General features: G+C 40.3%; 18 protein-coding genes and 1 pseudogene. 7 read left to right on the top strand and 12 right to left on the bottom strand.

The features are described 5' to 3' along the window. Window positions 1-290 precede the first annotated feature (290 nt). From FHG08_RS17480 to FHG08_RS17510, 7 genes are all read right to left on the bottom strand, one after another. Complete coding sequence (locus FHG08_RS17480) at window positions 291-911, bottom strand: TetR/AcrR family transcriptional regulator (RefSeq protein ID WP_178957296.1); 621 nt, start codon at window positions 909-911, stop codon at window positions 291-293. A 130-nt stretch (window positions 912-1,041) separates the two neighbouring features. Next, window positions 1,042-2,451, bottom strand: a complete 1,410-nt coding sequence (locus tag FHG08_RS17485; protein WP_178957298.1) for an efflux transporter outer membrane subunit — start codon at window positions 2,449-2,451, stop codon at window positions 1,042-1,044. Next, a complete protein-coding gene (locus FHG08_RS17490) occupies window positions 2,451-5,582 on the bottom strand; it encodes an efflux RND transporter permease subunit (RefSeq protein ID WP_178957299.1) in 3,132 nt (1,043 codons plus the stop codon). The genes FHG08_RS17485 and FHG08_RS17490 overlap by 1 nt, the downstream gene beginning before the upstream one ends. An 11-nt stretch (window positions 5,583-5,593) precedes the next feature. Further along, window positions 5,594-6,757 (bottom strand): efflux RND transporter periplasmic adaptor subunit, encoded by a 1,164-nt coding sequence (locus FHG08_RS17495; protein ID WP_178957301.1) that lies wholly within the window; start codon window positions 6,755-6,757, stop codon window positions 5,594-5,596. A 212-nt stretch (window positions 6,758-6,969) separates the two neighbouring features. Then, complete coding sequence (locus FHG08_RS17500) at window positions 6,970-8,259, bottom strand: hemolysin family protein (RefSeq protein ID WP_178957303.1); 1,290 nt, start codon at window positions 8,257-8,259, stop codon at window positions 6,970-6,972. Window positions 8,260-8,337: 78 nt separating this feature from the next. After that, window positions 8,338-9,039 (bottom strand): ABC transporter substrate-binding protein, encoded by a 702-nt coding sequence (locus FHG08_RS17505; protein WP_178957305.1) that lies wholly within the window; start codon window positions 9,037-9,039, stop codon window positions 8,338-8,340. A gap of 98 nt (window positions 9,040-9,137) precedes the next feature. Next, the gene (locus tag FHG08_RS17510; RefSeq protein WP_178957306.1) at window positions 9,138-10,247 is read right to left on the bottom strand and encodes an arginase family protein; all 1,110 of its coding nucleotides are present in this window, start codon (window positions 10,245-10,247) and stop codon (window positions 9,138-9,140) included. A 422-nt stretch (window positions 10,248-10,669) separates the two neighbouring features. Here FHG08_RS17510 and udp point away from each other — a divergent pair, with 422 nt between their 5' ends. Then, window positions 10,670-11,425, top strand: coding sequence for a uridine phosphorylase (gene udp / locus FHG08_RS17515; protein WP_138606844.1), 756 nt, complete (start codon window positions 10,670-10,672; stop codon window positions 11,423-11,425). On the opposite strand, the gene cdd is transcribed toward udp, so the two are convergent. Both cdd and ppc read right to left on the bottom strand, forming a co-directional pair. Next, window positions 11,414-12,343: a cytidine deaminase gene (cdd, locus tag FHG08_RS17520; RefSeq protein ID WP_178957308.1), complete on the bottom strand. Its 930-nt coding sequence runs from the start codon at window positions 12,341-12,343 to the stop codon at window positions 11,414-11,416. The two genes, udp and cdd, sit on opposite strands and share 12 nt — an antisense overlap. Before the next feature lie 124 nt (window positions 12,344-12,467). Continuing rightward, complete coding sequence (ppc, locus tag FHG08_RS17525) at window positions 12,468-15,113, bottom strand: phosphoenolpyruvate carboxylase (RefSeq protein ID WP_178957310.1); 2,646 nt, start codon at window positions 15,111-15,113, stop codon at window positions 12,468-12,470. A gap of 120 nt (window positions 15,114-15,233) precedes the next feature. Between ppc and FHG08_RS17530 the strand changes: the two genes are divergently transcribed. The 5 genes from FHG08_RS17530 (at window position 15,234) to FHG08_RS17550 (ending at window position 19,114) form a co-directional block, all read left to right on the top strand. Then, entirely contained in the window at window positions 15,234-15,632 is a 399-nt protein-coding gene (locus FHG08_RS17530) for a thiol-disulfide oxidoreductase DCC family protein (RefSeq protein ID WP_178957312.1), read from the top strand. After that, window positions 15,629-16,354 carry an SDR family NAD(P)-dependent oxidoreductase gene (locus FHG08_RS17535; RefSeq protein ID WP_178957314.1) on the top strand — a complete coding sequence of 242 codons (726 nt, stop codon included), beginning with the start codon at window positions 15,629-15,631 and terminating at the stop codon, window positions 16,352-16,354. The genes FHG08_RS17530 and FHG08_RS17535 overlap by 4 nt, the downstream gene beginning before the upstream one ends. Window positions 16,355-16,365: 11 nt before the next feature. Continuing rightward, window positions 16,366-16,974 (top strand): flavin reductase family protein, encoded by a 609-nt coding sequence (locus FHG08_RS17540; protein WP_178957316.1) that lies wholly within the window; start codon window positions 16,366-16,368, stop codon window positions 16,972-16,974. A 138-nt stretch (window positions 16,975-17,112) separates the two neighbouring features. Beyond that, window positions 17,113-18,333, top strand: coding sequence for a Xaa-Pro peptidase family protein (locus FHG08_RS17545; protein ID WP_178957318.1), 1,221 nt, complete (start codon window positions 17,113-17,115; stop codon window positions 18,331-18,333). A 121-nt stretch (window positions 18,334-18,454) separates the two neighbouring features. Next, complete coding sequence (locus FHG08_RS17550) at window positions 18,455-19,114, top strand: DsbA family oxidoreductase (RefSeq protein WP_178957320.1); 660 nt, start codon at window positions 18,455-18,457, stop codon at window positions 19,112-19,114. A 189-nt stretch (window positions 19,115-19,303) separates the two neighbouring features. On the opposite strand, the gene FHG08_RS17555 is transcribed toward FHG08_RS17550, so the two are convergent. Further along, window positions 19,304-19,786 carry a hypothetical protein gene (locus tag FHG08_RS17555; RefSeq protein ID WP_178983215.1) on the bottom strand — a complete coding sequence of 161 codons (483 nt, stop codon included), beginning with the start codon at window positions 19,784-19,786 and terminating at the stop codon, window positions 19,304-19,306. A 227-nt stretch (window positions 19,787-20,013) separates the two neighbouring features. Here FHG08_RS17555 and FHG08_RS17560 point away from each other — a divergent pair. Beyond that, a pseudogene (locus FHG08_RS17560) lies at window positions 20,014-20,211 on the top strand (hypothetical protein); the annotation flags it as partial. On the opposite strand, the gene FHG08_RS17565 reads toward FHG08_RS17560, so the two are convergent. Both FHG08_RS17565 and FHG08_RS17570 read right to left on the bottom strand, forming a co-directional pair. Continuing rightward, a complete protein-coding gene (locus FHG08_RS17565) occupies window positions 20,173-20,979 on the bottom strand; it encodes a transporter substrate-binding domain-containing protein (protein WP_178957324.1) in 807 nt (268 codons plus the stop codon). The pseudogene FHG08_RS17560 and the gene FHG08_RS17565 sit on opposite strands and share 39 nt — an antisense overlap. A 71-nt stretch (window positions 20,980-21,050) precedes the next feature. Continuing rightward, window positions 21,051-21,329, bottom strand: a complete 279-nt coding sequence (locus FHG08_RS17570; protein ID WP_178957326.1) for a peptidylprolyl isomerase — start codon at window positions 21,327-21,329, stop codon at window positions 21,051-21,053. Window positions 21,330-21,349: the final 20 nt, after the last annotated feature.

Here is a 21,349-nt window from a genome sequence, read left to right on the forward strand (position 1 = left end):
CAAAATTAACGCTTTTAATATAGCTCGAAGAATGCAAGTAGCACGCCAAAAAGCAACTATTCTTATTTACTGTGTTTAGCTCTATAGCGCAAGCTCACATAAAACCAGCTAAAAATATTAAGCTATTGATAATAAATAACTATATCTTTATTTTTGTTTTCCTATTTTAGCAACTCAATGCTAGTCTTTATTTATGATATTGGCCATAAACTATTTGTATATAAGGCTAGTCCTTTCTTTTTTACAATAGTAAGGGTCAAATATTCATAGTAACTTAATAACTTAGTGCATTAATTATCAAATGGCATAAGTAATGTTTTCATTGCTGGACGTAGTGCAATAAGCACGGTTTCTTCTGTTAACTCAGGAAACAGCATTTTTCGTAATAACAATCCGGCCATCACTGAAAAAATCACATTAATACGGCTCTCTAATTCTTGCTCTGAATGTGATTTTATTAAACTACTTTCACTCACTAATAGATCCCGCATTCTGTTACGCGCTTGCGTGTCAGCATCACGTAGTAGCAAAGCAACTTTTTTATTTCTACTAGCCTCTGCCATCATATCTAGGTCAACAACGCTGGCTCCGGTGTCCATATGACGCTGTACGCCATGATGTAGACCATCAAGTAACACCGTTAAAATATCACCGGGTTGTTCTTCAAACTCTTGAAATATAGAAAACATTTCTTCCATATCTTTTTCAATAATACGCTCGATTATTGCTTCTTTACTATCAAAATAGTTATAAATATGGCCTGCACTCATACCTGCTGTTCTTGCTATTTCAGCCATACCGGCGCCATGGTAGCCTTTGCGACGAAAACAATCCGCAGCAGCTGTTAATACCTGTTCACGACGCGCTTGTGCTTGCACCGGATCAAGGTGTTTTTTATTTTTAGAATTCATTCGACACTCCATTATCGAGTCACTAGACTCGAAATGTTTAACGTTTATCCCTAAACAATAAAGAGATAAGCGTTAAACAGTATTACTTTACTACGGATAAATCTGCCATAACTAATTGGTTTTATGCATATTAGTTATTTTGAGGAGTAGTTACTTCCCAACCACCGCCAACAGCTTTGTACAAGTTAATTTGACTTGCAAGCAGCGCTTGTTGACCGGTGATCAGTTGTTGCTTTGCGCTATACCATGTTCGCTGAGCGTCGAGCACTTGCAAAAAGCTATCGACCCCTTTATCGTATCGCGCCTGTGATAGGTCATAGGTTATTTTTCGGCTTTGTAGTAGCTGCTCAAGCGCATTTAATTGCGCATTGAAACCTTCTCTATCAGCAAGCACATCAGCAACTTCGCGAAACGCTTGTTGAATTTTTTGCTGATACGTTGCTACAGCAACTTGTTGCTCTGCATTAGCGACATCTAAATTAGCTTGGTTACGTCCCATACTAAAAATAGGTAAATTTACCGACGGTATAAAGCTCCATGTACCTGCCCCTGCATCAAATAAATTACTTAAATCACGTGATGCACTCCCTGCATTGGCTGTTAAACTAATACTTGGGTAAAACGCCGCACGCGCAATACCTATATTGGCATTTGCAGCAAATAATTGGTGCTCAGCCGCTTTTATATCAGGACGCTGTGTTAGTAGATCAGATGGAAGGCCGACAGGAACAGCGGGTAAATCAAGTAATTTGTTCAACTCTTTAGTCGGTAGTAAGTCCTGACTCACCGGTTTACCTACTAATAAATCAAGCGCATTTTTATCACGTTTTAATAAACGCTTATACGTTGCAATATCAACCTTTGCAGTAGCTACGGTACTTTTTAATTGCTCTAGCGTAATTTCAGAGGCAGCACCTAAATCAACGCTTTTTTGCGTTAAAGATAAAGACGCTTGCTGCGATGACAATGTCTCTTGAGCCAAAGCAAGTAATTGCTGATCGGTCGCATAATTAAGCCACGCATTTGCCAGTTCAGAAATCAACGACACCTGCATGCTGTACTCACTAAGCTGCGTAGAGTAAAGCGTTTGAAGTGCTTGCTCTGATTGATTACGCACTTTGCCCCATAAATCTAACTCATAAGCGGTCATACCCACAGTTGCGCTGTATTGGGAGCTAATTTGAGGCTGACTGCTGGCTGATAAATCAGCAGGTAAACGCTGACGACTTCCCGTCGCGTTTAAATCAAGTGACGGATACAGAGCCGAGTCTTGAATTTGATATAAACCACGTACTCGCTCTACATTAAGCGCTGCTATTTGCAGGTCTTTATTGTGCTCAAGGCTTTGTGATATCAGTGCTTTGAGCTTTTCATCATTAAAAAACTGCTGCCATTTTAATGATGAAACTTGCCCTTTGCCTGCCTCTGATGCATACGCATCAGGGACAGGTAAATTAAGCGTTTCTTGCTGAGGAGCTAACTGACATCCAGATAAAATGGCTAAAGTTAAAGCACTAAAACTGATTGTTCTTACACTCATTATGCTTCCTCCTGCGAGGTAGTTTTAGCTTTTCCTGAAAACAGTCTACGCACTAAAACAAAAAATAAGGGTACAAAAATCACCACCAATGATGAAGCTGCTAGTGTTCCACCAATGATTGAGATACCTAAGGCGTTTTGTGCACCAGAGCCTGCACTGGAGGCTATTGCAAGCGGTAGTACACCACAGATGAATGCCATTGAGGTCATTAAAATAGGGCGTAAACGAAGTCGTACGGCTGCAATGGCTGAATCAACTAAGCTCAGGCCTTCATCCATTTTATGATTTGCAAATTCAACAATTAATATCGCATTTTTAGAGGCAAGCCCTATGGTGGTTAATAAACCAACTTGTAGGTAAATATCATTTGATAAATTACCTAAAAAAGCAGCCATAACAGCCCCCAATATACCCAGAGGTACAATCATCATTACTGCAAATGGGATAGACCAACTTTCATAAAGTGCTGCTAAACACAAAAATACAAATAATAGTGAAAGGCCATAAAGAAGCGGCGCTTGACCACCACTTGAACGTTCTTGGTATGAAATAGCAGTCCATTCAGAGGCAATACCATTAGGTAATTGCTTTACTAAGCGCTCCATTTCATCCATAGCTTCACCTGTACTGTAACCTGGCGCAGCACTACCTTGAATTTCCATAGCTGAAAAACCATTATAGCGCTCTAAACGAGGTGAGCCATAAGACCAATACGAACTAGCAAACGCTGAGAATGGCACCATGTCTCCGTTTTTATTTCGTACATACCACTTATTTAGATCCTCAGGTACCATGCGCGCATCAGCCTTACTTTGCAAATATACCTTTTTAACGCGGCCACGGTCGATAAAATCATTAACATAACTACTACCCCAAGCAGTCGAAAGTGTACTGTTAATATCACCTTGTGATAAACCAAGAGCTTCAGCTTTTGCAAGGTCAATATCCAGTTGTAATTCAGGCATATCTTCTTGGCCATTAGGACGAACACCTGCCAGAATTGGGCTTTGACTTGCCATACCCAATAACTGATTACGCGCTTTTAATAGCTCATCGTGTCCTAAACCAACTCGGTCTTGTAAAAACATATTAAAACCATTCGCAGTGCCAAGTTCAATAATAGCCGGAGGTGGGAATGCAAACACAAACGCCTCTTTTATCGTTGAAAAATAGCCCATGCCTTTTCCTGCAACCGCTCCCACTGATAAATCGTCACGTTGGCGCTCATCCCAGTGCTTTAAGCTCACAAAACCAATGGCTGAGTTTTGTCCTGAGCCTGCAAAACTAAAACCGGTAACCGTGAAAATTGAGGCAACAGCTTCAGATTGTTCTTCTAAATAATGGTTTTCTACTTTTTTAACCACTTCAAGCGTTTGCTCTGTTGTAGAACCTGCTGGCAGCATAACTTGGCTAAACAGAATACCTTGGTCTTCGTCCGGTAAAAACGCAGTGGGTAAGCTTGAAAAAATAGTGACCATACCACCGACAATCAAAACATAACTAAGCAAATAACGTTTAGAGTGCTTGATCATTCGCCCAACAAAGCTTTGTGCACCTCTATTAGTTTTATCAAAACCACGGTTGAAGCCTGAGAAAAAACGACCAATAAAGGTACCATCAGTATGCACATGACTCGGTTTTAATAACGTAGCACACAATGCAGGTGTTAAAATAAGCGCCACTAATACCGACAACCCCATTGCTGTTACCAGCGTTATAGAAAACTGACGATAAATAACCCCTGTAGAGCCACTAAAAAATGCCATAGGAATAAATACCGCCGACAGCACCATGGCAATACCCACAAGCGCGCCCTTAATTTCATCCATAGACTTTCGCGTTGCTTCGACCGCAGAGAGCTTTTCTTCTGTCATTAAACGTTCTACGTTTTCAACTACCACTATCGCGTCATCGACCAACAGACCAATGGCCAGTACCATGGCAAACATAGTGAGCGTATTAATTGAATACCCAAAGGTAAATAGAACGCCAAATGTACCTAAAAGCACCACAGGTACAGCAATTGTTGGGATAATAGTTGCTCTAAAGTTTTGTAAAAATAAGTACATAACAACAAACACTAGTACTACGGCTTCTATTAAAGTATGTACTACTTTTTCAATTGAAAGTGCAACAAAGGGAGTTGTGTCATAAGGCACAACCGCTTCAAGCCCCTGTGGGAAAAAAGGCTTAAGCTCTTCAAGTGCATCCTTTACTCCTTGCGCGGTATCAAGTGCATTAGCGCCACTGGCTAACTTTACGCCGAGTCCCGATGCTGGTTTACCATTAAAACGAGCAACCACACCGTAGCTTTCACCGCCAAGTTCAACTTCGGCAACATCTTGTAAGCGAACAACCGACCCATCGCTGTTAGTTTTTACTAAAATATCTCTGAACTGCTCTGGTGTTTGTAATCGACTTTGCGCAGTAACAGTTGCATTAAGCTGCTGCCCAGCAAGTGACGGCATACCACCGAGTTGCCCTGCTGACACCTGTGCATTTTGTGCTTTAATTGCTGCCGATACATCGCTGGGGGTTAGCTTATAGTTTTGTAATTTAGCCGGATCGAGCCAAATACGCATTGCATATTGAGAGCCAAACAGCTCCACTTCACCTACACCATCTACACGCGACACAATGTCTTGCACGTTTGACGATACATAGTCTCCAATATCAATATTAGTCATACTGCCATCTTGCGACACAAAACCAACAACCAACAAAAAGCTTGATGATGATTTTGCCACTACTACACCTTGGCGCTGAACTTCTTCAGGCAATAATGGCGTAGCGGTCGCTAATTTATTTTGTACTTGAACTTGGGCAATGTCTGGATCGGTCTCGGCATCAAATGTTAATGTCAGCGTTGCTGATCCGCTGGACTGTGAGGTTGATGACATGTATAACAAGCCATCTAACCCTTTCATTTTTTGCTCAATAACCTGAGTTACCGAGTCTTCTAATGTACGTGCAGATGCACCTGGGTAGTTAGCCGTAATGGTAATCGCTGGCGGCGCAATAGACGGATACTGAGCAACAGGTAGGCTTTTAACGGCAATAATACCCGCAAGCATAACCACAATCGCCAATACCCAAGCAAAAATAGGCCTATCGATAAAAAATCGTGACATAAAACTCTCCGTTATTGGCTATTATTTGCAGAAGACTGCACAGCAGTTGCCGTAACAGGTGCACCTGGGCGAATCTTCTGTAGCCCTTCCACAATCAATTGGTCGCCATCGGCTAAGCCTTCGCTCACCAACCAATTAGCGCCTAAAGTTCGCTCTACTTTTAATACACGGCTTTCAACTGTGTTGTTTTTGCTAACAACCATAGCTGTAGGATCACCTTTAGTATTACGGCTCACACCACGTTGTGGGGCTAATATTGCGTCTGACTTAACACCTTCAACGACTTCAGCACGTACATACATTCCCGGCAGTAGTAGCTTTTCAGGGTTTGGAAATTTAGCACGCAGAGTCACCGAGCCAGTACTTGGATCAACGGTCACTTCTGAGAACTGTAATGTACCTTTATGAGGATATACTGAGCCATCCTCCATTATTAGTTCTACATCGGTTTGTGTTGTAGAGTCGACACCTAAAGCACCTGATGCTAGCGCTCTTTTGAGTTTAGTTAGCTCATTACTTGATTGGGTTAAATCCACATAAATGGGGTCAAGTTGCGTAACCGTTGCCAGTGCGCTTGTTTGGCCTGCGCTAACTAATGCGCCGACCGTCACGCTTGATTTACTAATCTGGCCGCTAATTGGCGAAGAAACATGGCTATAATCAAGGTTAATTTGCGCACTTTTTAACTGCGCTTGTGCCGTTAATAATTCTGCAGAGGCTTGCTTAGAAGCAGCATCAGCTTCGTCAAAATCTTGCTGGCTTACGGCTTTAATTGCTAATAATTCTTTATAACGAGACGCTTTAGATTTACTGCTAGCAATACTCGCTTCTGCGCGAGCAACCGCCGCTTTACTGGCGGCTAATTCTGCTTCAAAAATATCAGGGTTGATTTGGTAAAGCGCTTGATCTTTTTCAACCTGAGTGCCTTCTTCAAATAAGCGTGATTGCACAATTCCACTTACCTGAGGACGAATTTCAGCAATTTGAAACGCACTTACACGCCCTGGTAATTCTTTTTTAAGTGTTATTGCTTGGCTTTTTAATGTGACAACACCAACAGGAGTCGCTGCAGGGGCAGAAGCACTGGGTTGCTCAGCTACCTGATCGCAGCCACTTAAAGCAACAGAACCAACGAGGGCTGAAAATACAAAAAAAGCGATGCGGGAGCGCTGCATGTTAAATACCTTTTAGTTTAGAATGAACGATCATTCTAAACTATAGTACAACAATTAAAAATAGCCACTGAGTAACATTTACACATTTTTACAATTGACTATAGTTGTCACCAAATAAACTCAAACAATAGTTTTGCTATATCATTAACACCCATAAAAAAGGCAGCCAATGCATTGGCTGCCGTTAATCAATAATTTAATTTTAGCGGCTATTATTCGCTATCAGGATTCATCCTAGAAACGAGTAACTGCTCAATACGAATACCTTCTACATCCACTACTTCAAATTTAAAGCCTGAAAATACAATGAATTCTGCACGTTTGGGAATATGCTTCATGGTATAAATTAAATACCCGGCAACCGTTTCATAATGGTTTTGCTCAGGGAATTCATCAATTTCTAATACCTTAGCTAATTCAACAATAGGTGTTAAACCATCGACCAACCAAGAATTAGCGTCGCGTTCAATGATTAACTCCTCACTTTGATGCGTGATTAAATCACCCATAAAGCCTTTCATTAAATCTTTAACTGTCACTATCCCAACCACTAGCGCATATTCATTGACCACCACAGCAAAAGGATGAACGGCAGTTTTAAACGCATTTAGCGACTCAGATAAGCTCAGTGTTTCTGGTAAATAAAAAATATCTTTATCAAGCATATCCGCATTAATATTTGCCGCCTCACCTTTAAGCACTTGGCGTAAAATATCTTTTGACTCAACCGAGCCAATTAATTTATCAAGGTTGCCTTTACACACTAAAAAGTGATTATGTGGATGCTCTATAATTTTATTGGCTATATCTTCACTCGACTCATCAATATCAAAGTAAACTATTTGCTCTCGTGGCGACATCACGCTTGATAAAAAGCGCGCTTCTAAATCAAATACATTACCAATTAAGTCATATTCCTGCTGTTGAAGGCTGCCATACTCGGCACCCGCATCCATCATGGCAACAATATCTTCAGTAGTAACTATATCCTCACGCTCACTCGGTACTTTGAATACTCGTAATACTATATTGGTTAAGCCGTTAAAAAATAATACCAGCGGTGTGAGCGCGAAAGTGACCCAACGCATAATTGTAACTACACGCACAGCAACAGCCTCAGGTAAAATCATTGCTAAACGCTTTGGAAGCAAATCAGCAAATAATATGAACAATGAGGTAATAATTAAAAACGACAGTAAAAAGCTAATTTGGCCAAGTAACGGCCCCTGATAAAATAACTGCAGTATTTCTTGCACGTAAGGCGATAATGCCTGCTCACCAACAATCCCACCTAATATGGCAATCGCATTAAGCGTAATTTGGATCATGGCAAAAAAAGCCCCTGGCTGCTCTTGCAGTTTTAAAACCGCCAGCGCTTGCACATTTCCTTCGTCGGCCATAACCCTTAATTTTATTTTGCGTGAAGCGGCAATCGAAATTTCTGACATCGCAAATAACGCACTCATCAAGATTAATAATGCAATCCCGATTAAATCACCCATTTATAACTCCAAAATAATCGCTTTTATTAGCAAAAGCAGCTGGATTATAGCCGCTTTTATAAACAGGGCAATTGATATTTAAAGTTGTGACTCATACAAGGCAAAGGCAGTGCTAAGTTGCTGCTGTAATTTATTCGGTAGGTTTTTGTTACACGCAAAATATAAGGGGGCTTGGTTGGCGTTAATAGGCATTAATGATTCGAGTTGAAGTTCACTTAATAAGTGTGATTGTTCGTGGCTTATTCTCTGCGCAGGTATAACAACCAAATCAATGCTTGAACTTCGTGCTTTAATTATTTTAAAAATGTTATCAAAACTATTAAACAGCATTAAGTTTTCGTTTTCTTTAAAGCCTTGGGAGAGTAAATAATGATGGCTATAGTTATCTTTTAACACTGCAATTCTGTATTGTTTTGCCTGCTCAAGACTTGTTAAAACAATGCCTTTGCTTTTAAGAGAATAAAAGTTTGTGTCGAATTGGGCAAGTTTAGCAAACCAAACAAAACGACTCTCACGCTCAGGTGAGCGTGAAATTGAGAAAATACAGGTTTCGGGATCCCTCAATGCAATATTATAAGTCATACTCCAATCGTGAACTGAAATTGAATAATCAATCCCCGCACTATCAAGCACTAGTCGAACTATATCGGCAGCATCACCAACTAAATTGTTGTTAGCATCAAGATACTGCGCAGGTGCAAAATTCTCTGTTACAACAGTGAGTTTAGCAGCACAGTGTTGGCTTACAATGAGTAATAATACAAAACACCATTTAATCACAATAACCCGCTCTATTAGATTTAAGACGTCACTTTTTTAATAAAAGCCAACTAAATATAGCGGGTTATTTGCAAATAGCCAATTTTTAGCTTTTGAAATTAGCGATTCATTGCATTAATTAAAAACGCCGAAATTTTAGCGCCTTCTCTCAGAGTTGTCTCAGAGCTTGATTGGCCCACTAAAGAGCTGTCAGTAAACGGAGCTATTTCCATCATATCAGCCCCCGTTATAGGGAACTCATCTGCAATCGCTGACAAAATATCAAGCGCGTGCTGTGGCGTTAACCCATTTTCTTCAGGCGTGCCTGTTGCTGATGCAAATTCTGCATCGAGGGCATCAATATCAAAGCTCACATACACTTCATCAACCTTGTCTGCTTTTAATTGCGCAATCGCATCTGCAGCAACCGCAGCTGCACCACGCTCTATAATTTCAGCAGCCCAGTGTTGTTTAACGCCAAAAGTACTTTCCCAATGTGATTTAGGTTTGCCACTTGAGCGAATACCAAATTGGATTAAATGATGCGGCGCTGGTAAAAATTCTAAAATATGTGTACACCAAGAGCCAAAACATAAGTCGATGCCTAAACGCTCTACGAGTAAGTCGGTGTGAGCATCGAAATGAATAATTGCCGTGCGTTTACCTTGCTCACGTTTGGCTTTTAAGTACGCTTTTGTTAACGGGTAGCTAATTGAGTGGTCGCCACCAATACCAAAAATACCTTTGTCTTGGAATGTCGCATAAAAGCTGTCACACACATCTTCAGTAATTGACAATGGGCTCACATAATGATCGTTATTGTCATTACCGTACAGCGCTTTTTGGCAGTTGGTAATAGTGGCCTCATTTAAGTACTTATCATGTAATAAATGCGGTATTACGCGTACATCACCTAAATCAAACGAACGACATTGTGTTTGTTGATCTATCAGTGCTGAGCGTAAAAATAAAGGCCCCCAATTAGCGCCACGTAAAATTCCACCACCGCAATCAGAGCTAATGCCTAACATTACTGCTTTGTGTGGTGAATTAGGCAGCTCGTTAAGTGAGTCACGCCATAAAACATCGACATTTTCAGTTTGCCCATATAATTTGTTTCTTAGCGCTGCTTTGCGTTCTTTAGCCGTATTGACTGTAAAAACACCGTCGCCGGGCGCACATAAACAGTGCTCAACTTTATTTTTAAATGTTTGAAATTGTGTGCTCATTGTAAACCCTTTTTCAATCTGAATATCTTGTCTATTATTGAGTAGTTATGCAAAACATCACACGCTGAATTAATTCCAGATTATTCGCATAGTGTGCTAAAAATTACAGTGAACTTTATTTTGCTCGCTTAGGTTAGTGGTAAATAAAAACTAAGCTTCCTTACTAACCCAATGAATATAAACAATTTAAAATACAGCCATCGGCTCTTTAGCCTAGCTATTGGTTTGCTATGAGGTATGAATATAGTGTCTGAGCAAACAAGTCAACTGGCTCATTTTGTTCGTAATTTTAGTCATTGATTGAATATTCAGAGTTGGTGAATAAATCAAATTAAGTCAATACGGACATCCGTCCTGTACTTAATTTTCATTTCTCGTAATCATGGTAAATTGACAACAATTTTTATTAAAAAGGCTTAGTTATGGAAAAGGTATTTCACTTAGGACTGTGTATTGATGACTTAAAAGGTGCAAAACTGGCTATAGTTCCAGGCGATCCAGATCGTGCAGCACGTATTTCACAGTTCTTAGATAATCCTACCTGCCTTGCTCAAACACGTGAGTTTCACATTTATTTAGGCCAATTAAACGGTCACTCTGTAGTAATATGTTCGACTGGTATCGGCGGCCCTTCAACGTCAATTGCCGTTGAAGAACTAGCACAACTTGGCGTACGAAGCTTTCTTCGCATTGGCACAACAGGGGCTATTCAACCGCACATTAATGAAGGCGATATTCTAATTAGCCAAGCTTCGGTTCGCTTAGATGGTGCGAGTCAACATTTTGCCCCGCTATGCTACCCTGCCGTATCTGATTTTTTTGCCACTCAAGCCATGGTAAAAGCCTGTGAAAACCTTAATATCGATTTCCATATTGGTATAACCGCTTCGAGCGACACCTTCTACCCAGGTCAAGAGCGCTACGATACACACTCTGGCTACGTACCTAAGTCACTACAAGGTAGCTGTGAAGAATGGCAAAAATTGGGCGTAATGAACTACGAAATGGAATCGGCCACTTTATTTACCATGTGTGCCGCGCTTGGTTTACAAGCTGCTTGTGTTGCTGGTGTATTAGTAAATAGAACACGTCAAGAAATACCTAACGTGGACCACGGCGAGATTGAGAAAAAATCTGTTGCCGTGGTACTTGAAGCCGCTAAAGTATTACTTGGTTAATGTTGCGCTAATAACCTCAAGTGTTGGCAAGCCAGTAAAGCTTGCTAACACGGCTTTTGCTACCCCTGATTGGTTTTCGTGACCAGTAGTTTCTAACAAAGTAATTGATTTTACTATTTGCTCATCAAAGCTTAATCCTGCTAAAAATAGCTGACTCACTGCGCTTTGCAGTGGCGATAAACTTGGGCTATACGCTGCATTTTCAGCATAACTGCCATAAAAGTCACCATTTTCAAAGGTGCTTATTTTTACCGCACTATAATTTTGACTGTATGGAACATAAGCCGCCAAAGCAAAACTCAGCAGCTTGTCATCAAGCTTTGTCTCTTCAAAGCGCTTAGTTTGCTCTACTGGGTTAAATAAGCTGTGCTCATTGCCTAAATCTGTTGGCCCAAATGAATGCGGTAACAGCTCTGCTAATTTAAAATTTTGTGCTGGCAGTAAAATATCAAGCTCTCTGGCATCCGCCAGTTCATTCATAAACTGACGGCAATACCCACATGGAGCATCACTAATGGCTATTTTTAGCACTTTCTTAGCGCCATTTAACCACGCATTATTAATTGCTGATTGCTCACCATGCACCACTAAACTAAGTGCTTGATGATCAAACTCAGCATTGGCACCAAAGTAAAAAGTAGTATGTCCTTGTGAGTCGAGCCCTTTTACAATTGCGCCGACATGAAACTTGGAAATAGGTGCAACCGAAAACTCAGAAGCCAACGGCACTAAACCTTGCAATAAAGTATCTTCGCTGACATTAAGTTCGGTGCAAAGCGCTTTAATATCGCTTGAATGTAAAATACCGCGTTGAGTTTTTAATTGACTACGTAGTGCTTGCGTTTGCGCTACATTTAATGAGATGTGTGAATTGCTAAGTGCTGTATTATGTTGCACTTTAAAAGTTGCTGAAGCCATAATAGTTTTTATTTGTTCAATGGCTAAGTAGTGTAAAAGGTTGGCAAACTAAATACCAGCCTATTCAACGTAAAAAAAGGGAACACGTCGCGTGTTCCCTTTTTTTGTTTTATTAAAATAAAAATTAACCTGTATTTCGCATACCCGCTGCAATCCCCGTCATGGTGATCATTAAGGCATTATCTATATCGCTTTCATTACCTTTATCATCGCCACGAGAGCGACGTAATAATTCAACCTGTAACACATTAAGGGGATCGGTGTACGGATTTCTAAGCCCAATAGACTCTTTGATCCAAGGCTGGTCGGCTAATAGACTTTTTTGTGGGCTTAATGATTGCACTAAGGTTATCGCCTCTGCTAATTCCTCACGTAAGGCAGCACCTAAAGGCTTGTACATGTCTTCCACCAGCGCATTGTCGTAGTGCTCACTTAGCCAGCTATCCGCTTTACTAAATACCATTTCTAGCATTTCTAAACGCGCTCTAAAGAACGGCCACTGCAAACTCATTTCACTTAAGGTTTCAATGCCATATTTTTCAAGCGCCGCTTTAAGCCCGCTTAGTGCACCTAACCATGCAGGCAGCATTAAACGGTTCTGACTCCACGCAAATATCCACGGAATGGCACGTAAGCTCTCCACTCCACCATTCGGATTACGTTTAGCAGGCCTTGAGCCTAATGGCAATTTAGATAGCTCCAATTCTGGTGTTGCCATTCTAAAGTAAGGTACAAAGTTTTCATCGTGGCGTACCACATTGCGATAGTGCTCACACGATACATCACTGATTAATGCCATGACTTCGCGCCACTCATCTTTGGGCTCTGGCGGTGGTAATAAGTTACTTTGCAGCACTGCCCCCGCGTATATGTTTAAGCTTTGCAATGCCACATTGGGTAAGCCAAATTTAAAGCGGATCATTTCGCCTTGCTCTGTCACCCTCAGGCCCCCTTTGAGTGAACCCGGTGGCTGCGAATGCAAGGCTTGCGCTGCAGGCGCACCGCCTCGACCAACCGTTCCACCACGACCATGAAATAAAACCAGCTCAATACCGCGTTCATCCGCCAGTTGCACTAACTTGTCCATTGCCTCATATTGTGCCCAGCCAGCAGCCATCATACCGGCATCTTTGGCTGAGTCTGAATAACCAATCATCACATTTTGAGTATTTTTAATATGACCTCGGTACCACTCATTATTTAAAAGTGTAGTAATAACATTATGGCCATCGTTTAAATCATCTAAGGTCTCGAATAATGGCGCAACGGGCAGTTCAAAACTGCAGCCTGACTCTTTAAGTAATAACTGCACCGCTAAGATATCAGAAGCGGTTCGGGCCATAGAAATAATATATAACCCAAAGGTTTTTGCATCTTGCTGTGCAATAACATCAAAGGTGTCGAGTACTTCTTGTACATCAGGACTAGGTTGCCAATGCTTTGGAATAAGTGGACGACGAGAGTTAAGCTCAGCAAGTAAAAAAGCCTGCTTATCTTGCTCTTGCCATTGGTTGTAGTCGCCAATACCTAAGTAACGAGTTAGCTCAGAAAATACATCACCGTGTCTTGACGAATCTTGGCGCACGTCTAGTTTTGCTAAACGCAGGCCAAAGCTATTTACTCGGTGGATCATATCCAGTAGCAAGCCATCGGCCACCACATGCATATTGCACTGTAATAAAGAGCGATAACACACTTCAATAGGGTACTTAATTTGATTAATATCGGTGATTAAATCTTGTGATTCAGTGCGCTTATTTTTAATTTTAGCGCTTAAATGCATTACCGTTTCTGCAACTTGGTTTTTAACATCCTTTAAAACGGCACGGTACGGTTCAAACTCTTGTCCAGCCAGCTTAATAAGCTCATCGCTTGCATCCGACATAGAAAGTTCAGCACAGAGCGTTTCTAAATCACGCTGGTATAAATCCAGTGCCATCCAACGGCCATGGTCGAGCACTTGCTTAGTTACTTCGGCGGTTACAAATGGGTTACCATCACGGTCTCCCCCCATCCAAGAAGTAAATTCTATCGGGCTGTAATCTGCTGGCAACTCTAAGCTTAAATGCTGTTTTACATGCTGGCTAAACTCACGTAGAAAACGTGGCACAGCTTCCCATAAACTGTTTTCAATGACTGCGTAGCCCCATTTAGCCTCATCTACAGGGCTTGGGCGTGAACGACGAATATCGTCCGTATGCCATGCTTGGCTAATTAACTGCGCAATACGGTTTAATATTGCTTCGCGTTCTTGCGCAAGATTGTCGGTACGCTCAAGCGATGCTAAACAATCGCTAAGTTCAACATGTTTATTAATAATGGTACGGCGAGTCACCTCGGTTGGGTGTGCTGTTAGTACTAAGTTTATGTGGAGTTTTGAGAGGGTATCAGCTAAATGATTATGATTAAGCTGACCTTGTTCGGCCTTTGCTGCTAACGTTTTTAATGTTTGAGTGAGAGGGTTTAGTTGGCAAAAACCAACATCATTAAAACGTGATACGGTATGAAACTGCTCTGCAACATTTGCTAAGTTTAAAAAATGATTAAATGAACGGGCAACCGGTAAAAGCTCTTCATCACTAAGCGCATGTAGTACATTTATAAGCGCTTTACGATCAGCTTCATTGCCACTGCGAGATGATTTTGATAAAGCCCGAATCTCTTCTACTTTATCTAAAATATCTTGTCCTTGAGCATCTTTTATAGTTTGTCCTAATAATTGCCCAAGTAAATTTACATTACCTCGCAAGGCGGCATATTGTTCACTCATTTTTAGCTCTCCTTTGTTTCTTTGAGACCTATTAATATCATTATGTTTACTTATTTAATAGATCCATTTGCACCGGCATGTCGTAAAAAAGCATATGTAAAATAAACACAAAGCGATGACATGATCATTTTTTACGATGGTAATTGCCCCCTTTGCAATGCAGAGATGCAGCATTTAAAACGTGCCGATGTTGATCATAAAGTTACACTTGAAGATTTAAATGCTGATGACTTTAATGCGCGTTTTCCCGCAATCAATAAGCAATACGCTATGAATATACTGCATGCCCAAACTGATAATGGGCAGATGATTTACGGCTTAGATGTGACTTATCAAGCTTGGCGCACTGTTGGCAAATATCCTTGGCTTAAAATTATTCGTTTGCCCGTCATTCGTTTTTTTGCCGATCATGCTTATACTTTCTTTGCAAAATACCGTCATCAAATTAGTCGTTTTTTAATGCCTAGTGCACAGTGCAACTCAGGTCAATGTAATATCAAAAGCAAAGGTGAAAAATGAAAACAGTGATTTTATTTGGTGCCAGTAGCGCCATTGCTCAATCTTACGTTAATCACTTAAATCAACAAGCAACACAATTTAATATAATTTGTGTTAGCTCATCGAATATTAATCACAGCGGTAAAAACATAACCTACTTTCACAGCGACTACTCAACGCAAAGTCTTAACGAGCTTACAGAATCGCTAAAGTCTCAGCAGATTGAGCTCGCTCAGGTGGTTATATTTAATGGCCAATTACATAACAGCCAGCACATGCCTGAAAAAAAACTCGAGGATATCAATGGCGATTATTTTATGCAGCTTTTGCATTCTAATACGCTTGTGCCGCTGCTGTGCTTACAAAGCATAATGCCATTACTTAACCATAAAACTCACTGCACAATTACCGCTTTAAGCGCTCGTGTTGGTAGCATTAACGACAATAAACTGGGTGGCTGGTACACCTATCGCGCATCAAAATCAGCACTTAATATGTTATTTAAAACAGCCGCTATTGAGCTTGCTCGTCGTGCTAAAAATACTAAACTTGTTTTATTTCATCCAGGCACCACAGATACTGAGCTGTCTAAACCATTTCAAAAAAATGTACCTGCCGACAAACTATTTACGCCTGAGTTTGTTGCCCAGCAATTATTTAAATTTACTTACGAAAACTCACAATTAGAACTTAATGGCGAACCTGCCTACCTAGATTGGCAAGGAAACACTATAAAATGGTAAGGGATCAACACATGCATTTTTCTAAAGACCGCATAACCGCACTTGAAAAACACACACGCACGCATTTTATAAATTCACTGTCAGGATTTAAAAGTGCAAACTTGATTGGTACGCAAGATGGACAGGGCAATACCAATTTAGCCATTGTTAGTTCTGTCATCCATTTAGGCGCTCACCCGCCCCTTGTAGGCATGATAATGCGCCCACACAGTGTACCAAGGCATACATTTGAAAATATTATAGAAACGGGCGTTTATACTATTAACCAAGTAAATAGCGATATTTACCAGCAAGCGCACCAAACCTCGGCACGTTACGCTAAAGATGAGTCCGAGTTCGATGCAACGGGTTTAAAAACAGAGTATTTAAATGAATTTAACGCTCCCTTTGTTGCACAAAGCCGACTTAAATACGCGGTAAAATTTGTAGAGAATCAACATTTAGCTGTTAATGGCACCGAACTGGTTATTGGTGAAATAATGGATGTATATGTGGATGAATCAGCACTCCAAAGCGATGGTTTTTTAGATTTACAAGCCATTGATACGGTTGCAGTAACCGGTTTAGATAGTTACCACACGGCAAATAAGCTCACTCGCCTACCCTATGCAAAAAAATAGCCCGAGGTTATCAAGTCCTCCAAATAAGCGACTTGATAACTCCCCCCCCATTTTTGAGCCCCTTGTTCACTAATCGCAATTAGTTTGAATTTAAACTGTTAAACCTACACACTATGCAAAATTTTGTAGGAGAAATATATGACCACAGTTGGTATTGGTACTCACACACCCGAGCAAGCACTTGCTAGTTTAAGTAATATGACTCACTCAGTAACGCCGATTCAAGCCGATGAGTATTTAGCGCGTATGGCCAAAGCACAAGCCTATATGCAAGCGCACAACATTGATGCCATTTATTTAAACGCAGGTACCAACTTAACTTATTTCACCGGAATGAAATGGTATGCCAGTGAACGACTTGTTGGCGCTATTTTACCTGCTGTAGGTGATGTGCAATACATTGCTCCACATTTTGAAATTGGTTCTTTAAATGGCTTTAAGGTTATTGATGGCCCAATACACGGCTGGCAAGAGCATGAAAGCCCGTTTGAGCTATTAGTTAAAGTGCTGAAACAGCTCAATATTAGCGACGCTGCTACCGTTGGTATTGATGAAAGCGCACAGTTTTTTATTTTTGATGGTATCAATAAAGCCAGTTCAGGGTTAAAACTGGTGAACGCTCAACCAGTCACTGCGCATTGTAGAATGCATAAATCAGCCAATGAATTAGCATTAATGCAATGTGCCATGGATATGACTTTGGCGGTTCATCAGGCTACAGCGAGCATGCTTTATGAAGGAATTAGCACCGTAGAAGTCGAAGAATTTATTAAAAAAGCCCATCATAAAGTAGGTGCCCCAGGTAATTATTTCTGTATTGTATTGTTTGGCCTTGCTACCTCATTCCCACATGGCGTGAAAGACCCACAAATTTTGAAAAAAGGCGACATGGTGCTCATCGATACTGGATGTAAAGTGCACGATTACCTTTCTGATATTACGCGTACTTATGTATTTGGTGAAGCAACCAGCCGACAACGCCTGTTTTGGGATTTCGAAAAAGCGGCACAGTTAGCAGCTTTCAATCAAGCAGCCCTTGGCGAAACCTGTGAATCGGTTGATCAAGCAGCTCGCAGCTACTTAGCAGCACAAAATTTAGGACCTGAGTATCAAACACCAGGTTGCCCACATCGTACAGGCCATGGTATTGGTTTAGACATTCACGAATGGCCATATTTAGTTGGCGGTGATAAAACCCCGCTTGCCACTGGCATGTGTTTTAGTAACGAACCCATGCTAGTTATTCCAGATGAGTTTGGGGTGAGATTAGAAGATCACTTTTACATGACAGATGATGGTCCGCGCTGGTTTACTCAACCGAGTCATAGCATTGATGACCCGTTTGGCTTAAACAGCTAATATATGAATCATTTAATAAAAAGAGCAGCACCTTGGCTGCTCTTTTTATGTCCAATGATTGATAAAGTAGACTTCATCCCAATATCCATTGTTATTACTAAGCAATCCTTCAAGGATCCCTATGAAAAACTTTAAAATTGATATCGTCTCAGATGTAATGTGCCCGTGGTGTATTATCGGTTACAAGAACTTAGAGACCGCATTGGCAGAATTAAAAGAAGAAATGAGTGCGGATATTACATGGCACCCTTTTGAGCTTAATCCAGATATGCCACTTGAAGGGCAAGACTTAAACGAGCACTTGCAGCAAAAATACAGTTTAACCGAAGAAGAAAGCGCGCGAAATCGTCAAAACATGGCGGATGCGGGTGAACGAGCTGGGTTTACCTTTAATTTTGACGGTAAACGCATCATGATCAACAGCTTTGATCTACACCGCTTGCTAATGTGGGCGCGTGAAGAGGGCAAGCAAACTGAGCTGAAATTGGCATTTTTTGAAGCACACTTCACCGATTTGAAATATCTAAATCAAGAAGATGCATTACTGGATGTGGTAGAAAAAGTCGGTCTTAACAAAGACACAGCTCGTGATATTTTACACTCAGATAAATACGTACAAGCGGTTCGCGAAGAGCAAAATAACTTTAAGCAAATGGGTATTACTTCAGTGCCTACGTTCATTATAAATGATAAGTATGCGCTTACCGGTGGGCAGCCGAGTGAGTCATTTATTCAAGCACTTAAGCAAATAAGCGAAGAAGAAGCCAAGCAAGACACTTAAAAAATAAAGTTTAAAACCAAAAAAGGCTGCACATCGCAGCCTTTATTTATCTCAGTTAGCATTTTTTGAGAAGCGTTTAAACAAGGTGCTCAATATTTAAGAATTTAATCTGACACTGAACTTTGAACGCCCTCTCTATAGATACCTAACAGTTAAATACTTCAAAATTAAATCTGCTTATGGTGCAAATTAAATAATGCTGCCTTTTAACGGACTCGTTCTTTTTCTGGATATACTAAACTTTTTATCTGTATTTTTAGCATAGTGATAGAAATTCAAGCTAGTCTGCGTGACATCTTCAATAAACCACCCAGGTATCTTAACTAAAGAATAACCATGTTTAGAAAAGTGTATCTCAATTGATTTAATCATGGGTTTTTCAACAACCGTGATTTGGTCTGCTTTACTTAAATCTATAACTTTTTCACCTTGAATCAATGTCTGCTCATTTAAATCGACAATAATCGGTTTATTTTTAAAAAAATCAACGAGAAAATAGGTAATAAATACCGGTACGAGAATAATTGATAATTGGCGCATTGTTACTGCTTTAAAATAGGTCTCTTCATGAGACCAAGTATCAGGCGTAGTAAACCATACTATAAAGATATAAACCGCTACCGCTAAAGTCCAGCGGTGTAGGCGAAAAAGCTTTTTAAGGTCAAAAGTCAATGTCATTCTTTTTAGCATTAATTTAATCTCACTTTCATTCGTATGCTATAAGCGTTCCCCACATGTGTAAGTGACTTAAATTTAAACCTTTGATCGATTTCACTATCGAGTTTAAAGTTTATAGTATTTTTTATGTTCTTTTCAGTAAAATACAAGTTAATTCCAGGGCTATAGCTATTAATCTCATGATATGTCTGCAACCTATCTTCGTTCTCATATTCCAAATAAATAACTTTAAGCAAACGGGTATTGCTTCAGTGCCTACTTTCATTATAAACGATAAGTATGCTCTTACCGGTTGGCAGCCGAGTGAGTCATTTATTCAAGCACTTAAGCAAAGAAGAAATAAAGCAAGATTAGCAAACTGTTTTACAGCGATAATAACCTTATCGCTGTTTCAGTTTAAACACTGTTCGCTGACCTAAACCAAGCCCATCCTCAACATCATGGTAAAATTGCGTATAGAGTGCATCAAGCTCGCCTTTTTGTGCTAGCTTTGTTAAGCCCCGCTGTAATAAGTCGATAATCGCTTTATTTTTTTCATTTGCATAAAAGTAATAAAAATTATCATACTGCAGCATAATATGCGGCTCAACGACAAAGTTATACTGTGGGCTTTTTTGTATTTCAGCTCTAATCGCAGTTACTGAACGAGGAAAGTAATCGCCAAGTCCTTCATCTAACGCTTTTAACATGCTTTCATAACTCAAATCACCATTAACTGTTAAGCCATTGCTCTTTAATACATAATAATCAGACCAACTTTGCTTTTGTAAAGCTATATATGGCTTTAGTTGTTCAAGGGTTTTTATATCTGAAAATTCGCCCAGCCGGCTTTGTTTTATCATCAGTAAACGTTTTGAGTGCAAGCCGTAGTATATTGGAAAGGTTGTGTGTACAAGGCTGCTTGCTTGCTCTTTTGACATACTTAACCAGGCAAAATTAATTATTCCATCGCGCTTTAGCTCTTCAAGTACTCGTTTAGTATTCATCGGCTCAACACTATAACTAATATTGAGTTTAACATTCATCTGCGCAAAGCTTTTTTCTAATAAGCTCAAAACATAATGATTTTTAGGCATATTAGGTGTGCTCGGTTTCCCTAATTTGAGCGTCACTATTTGCTCGCTTCCCCAAGCAAAAGATGACAGGGTAATAAGGATAACACTGCAGCATAAATTAAATAACTTCATGGTCATTCCAAGTTACTTTGCATTTATAAAATGGGGAATAGTAAGTATAGCGGGAACTTAGAATTACGCTTTTAGGTGCGATAAAGTACTTTAATCACATGCCAACCAAATTTTGTTTTTACCAAATGTGGCTCTAAAATCTCGCCTTTAAACGCAATTTTATCAAACTGTGGAACCATTTGACCGCGTCTAAATTCGCCTAAATCTCCGCCCTTTTTGCCCGACGGACAAGACGAATATTTTTTAGCTAAGGTTTGAAACTTTGCGCCTTTACTTAATTGCTTAATGATGTCTTCTGCAATCTCTTTGTGCTTAACCAAAATGTGAAGTGCGTGTGCTGTATTTGCCATGAGAAAGCCCTTAAAACCTA

Source organism: Pseudoalteromonas sp. Scap03 (genome assembly GCF_013393115.1).
GTDB lineage: Bacteria > Pseudomonadota > Gammaproteobacteria > Enterobacterales > Alteromonadaceae > Pseudoalteromonas.

Excerpts from the sequence above, each read along its gene's own strand:
- FHG08_RS17540 (WP_178957316.1), top strand. The coding sequence starts at position 16,366 with ATGCATTTTTCTAAAGACCGCATAACCGCACTTGAAAAACACACACGC.
- FHG08_RS17495 (WP_178957301.1), bottom strand. The coding sequence starts at position 6,757 with ATGCAGCGCTCCCGCATCGCTTTTTTTGTATTTTCAGCCCTCGTTGGT.
- FHG08_RS17480 (WP_178957296.1), bottom strand. The coding sequence starts at position 911 with ATGAATTCTAAAAATAAAAAACACCTTGATCCGGTGCAAGCACAAGCG.
- FHG08_RS17545 (WP_178957318.1), top strand. The coding sequence starts at position 17,113 with ATGACCACAGTTGGTATTGGTACTCACACACCCGAGCAAGCACTTGCT.
- FHG08_RS17530 (WP_178957312.1), top strand. The coding sequence starts at position 15,234 with ATGATCATTTTTTACGATGGTAATTGCCCCCTTTGCAATGCAGAGATG.
- FHG08_RS17490 (WP_178957299.1), bottom strand. The coding sequence starts at position 5,582 with ATGTCACGATTTTTTATCGATAGGCCTATTTTTGCTTGGGTATTGGCG.
- ppc (WP_178957310.1), bottom strand. The coding sequence starts at position 15,113 with ATGAGTGAACAATATGCCGCCTTGCGAGGTAATGTAAATTTACTTGGG.
- FHG08_RS17500 (WP_178957303.1), bottom strand. The coding sequence starts at position 8,259 with ATGGGTGATTTAATCGGGATTGCATTATTAATCTTGATGAGTGCGTTA.
- FHG08_RS17570 (WP_178957326.1), bottom strand. The coding sequence starts at position 21,329 with ATGGCAAATACAGCACACGCACTTCACATTTTGGTTAAGCACAAAGAG.
- FHG08_RS17485 (WP_178957298.1), bottom strand. The coding sequence starts at position 2,451 with ATGAGTGTAAGAACAATCAGTTTTAGTGCTTTAACTTTAGCCATTTTA.
- FHG08_RS17510 (WP_178957306.1), bottom strand. The coding sequence starts at position 10,247 with ATGAGCACACAATTTCAAACATTTAAAAATAAAGTTGAGCACTGTTTA.
- cdd (WP_178957308.1), bottom strand. The coding sequence starts at position 12,343 with ATGGCTTCAGCAACTTTTAAAGTGCAACATAATACAGCACTTAGCAAT.
- FHG08_RS17565 (WP_178957324.1), bottom strand. The coding sequence starts at position 20,979 with ATGAAGTTATTTAATTTATGCTGCAGTGTTATCCTTATTACCCTGTCA.
- FHG08_RS17550 (WP_178957320.1), top strand. The coding sequence starts at position 18,455 with ATGAAAAACTTTAAAATTGATATCGTCTCAGATGTAATGTGCCCGTGG.
- FHG08_RS17535 (WP_178957314.1), top strand. The coding sequence starts at position 15,629 with ATGAAAACAGTGATTTTATTTGGTGCCAGTAGCGCCATTGCTCAATCT.
- udp (WP_138606844.1), top strand. The coding sequence starts at position 10,670 with ATGGAAAAGGTATTTCACTTAGGACTGTGTATTGATGACTTAAAAGGT.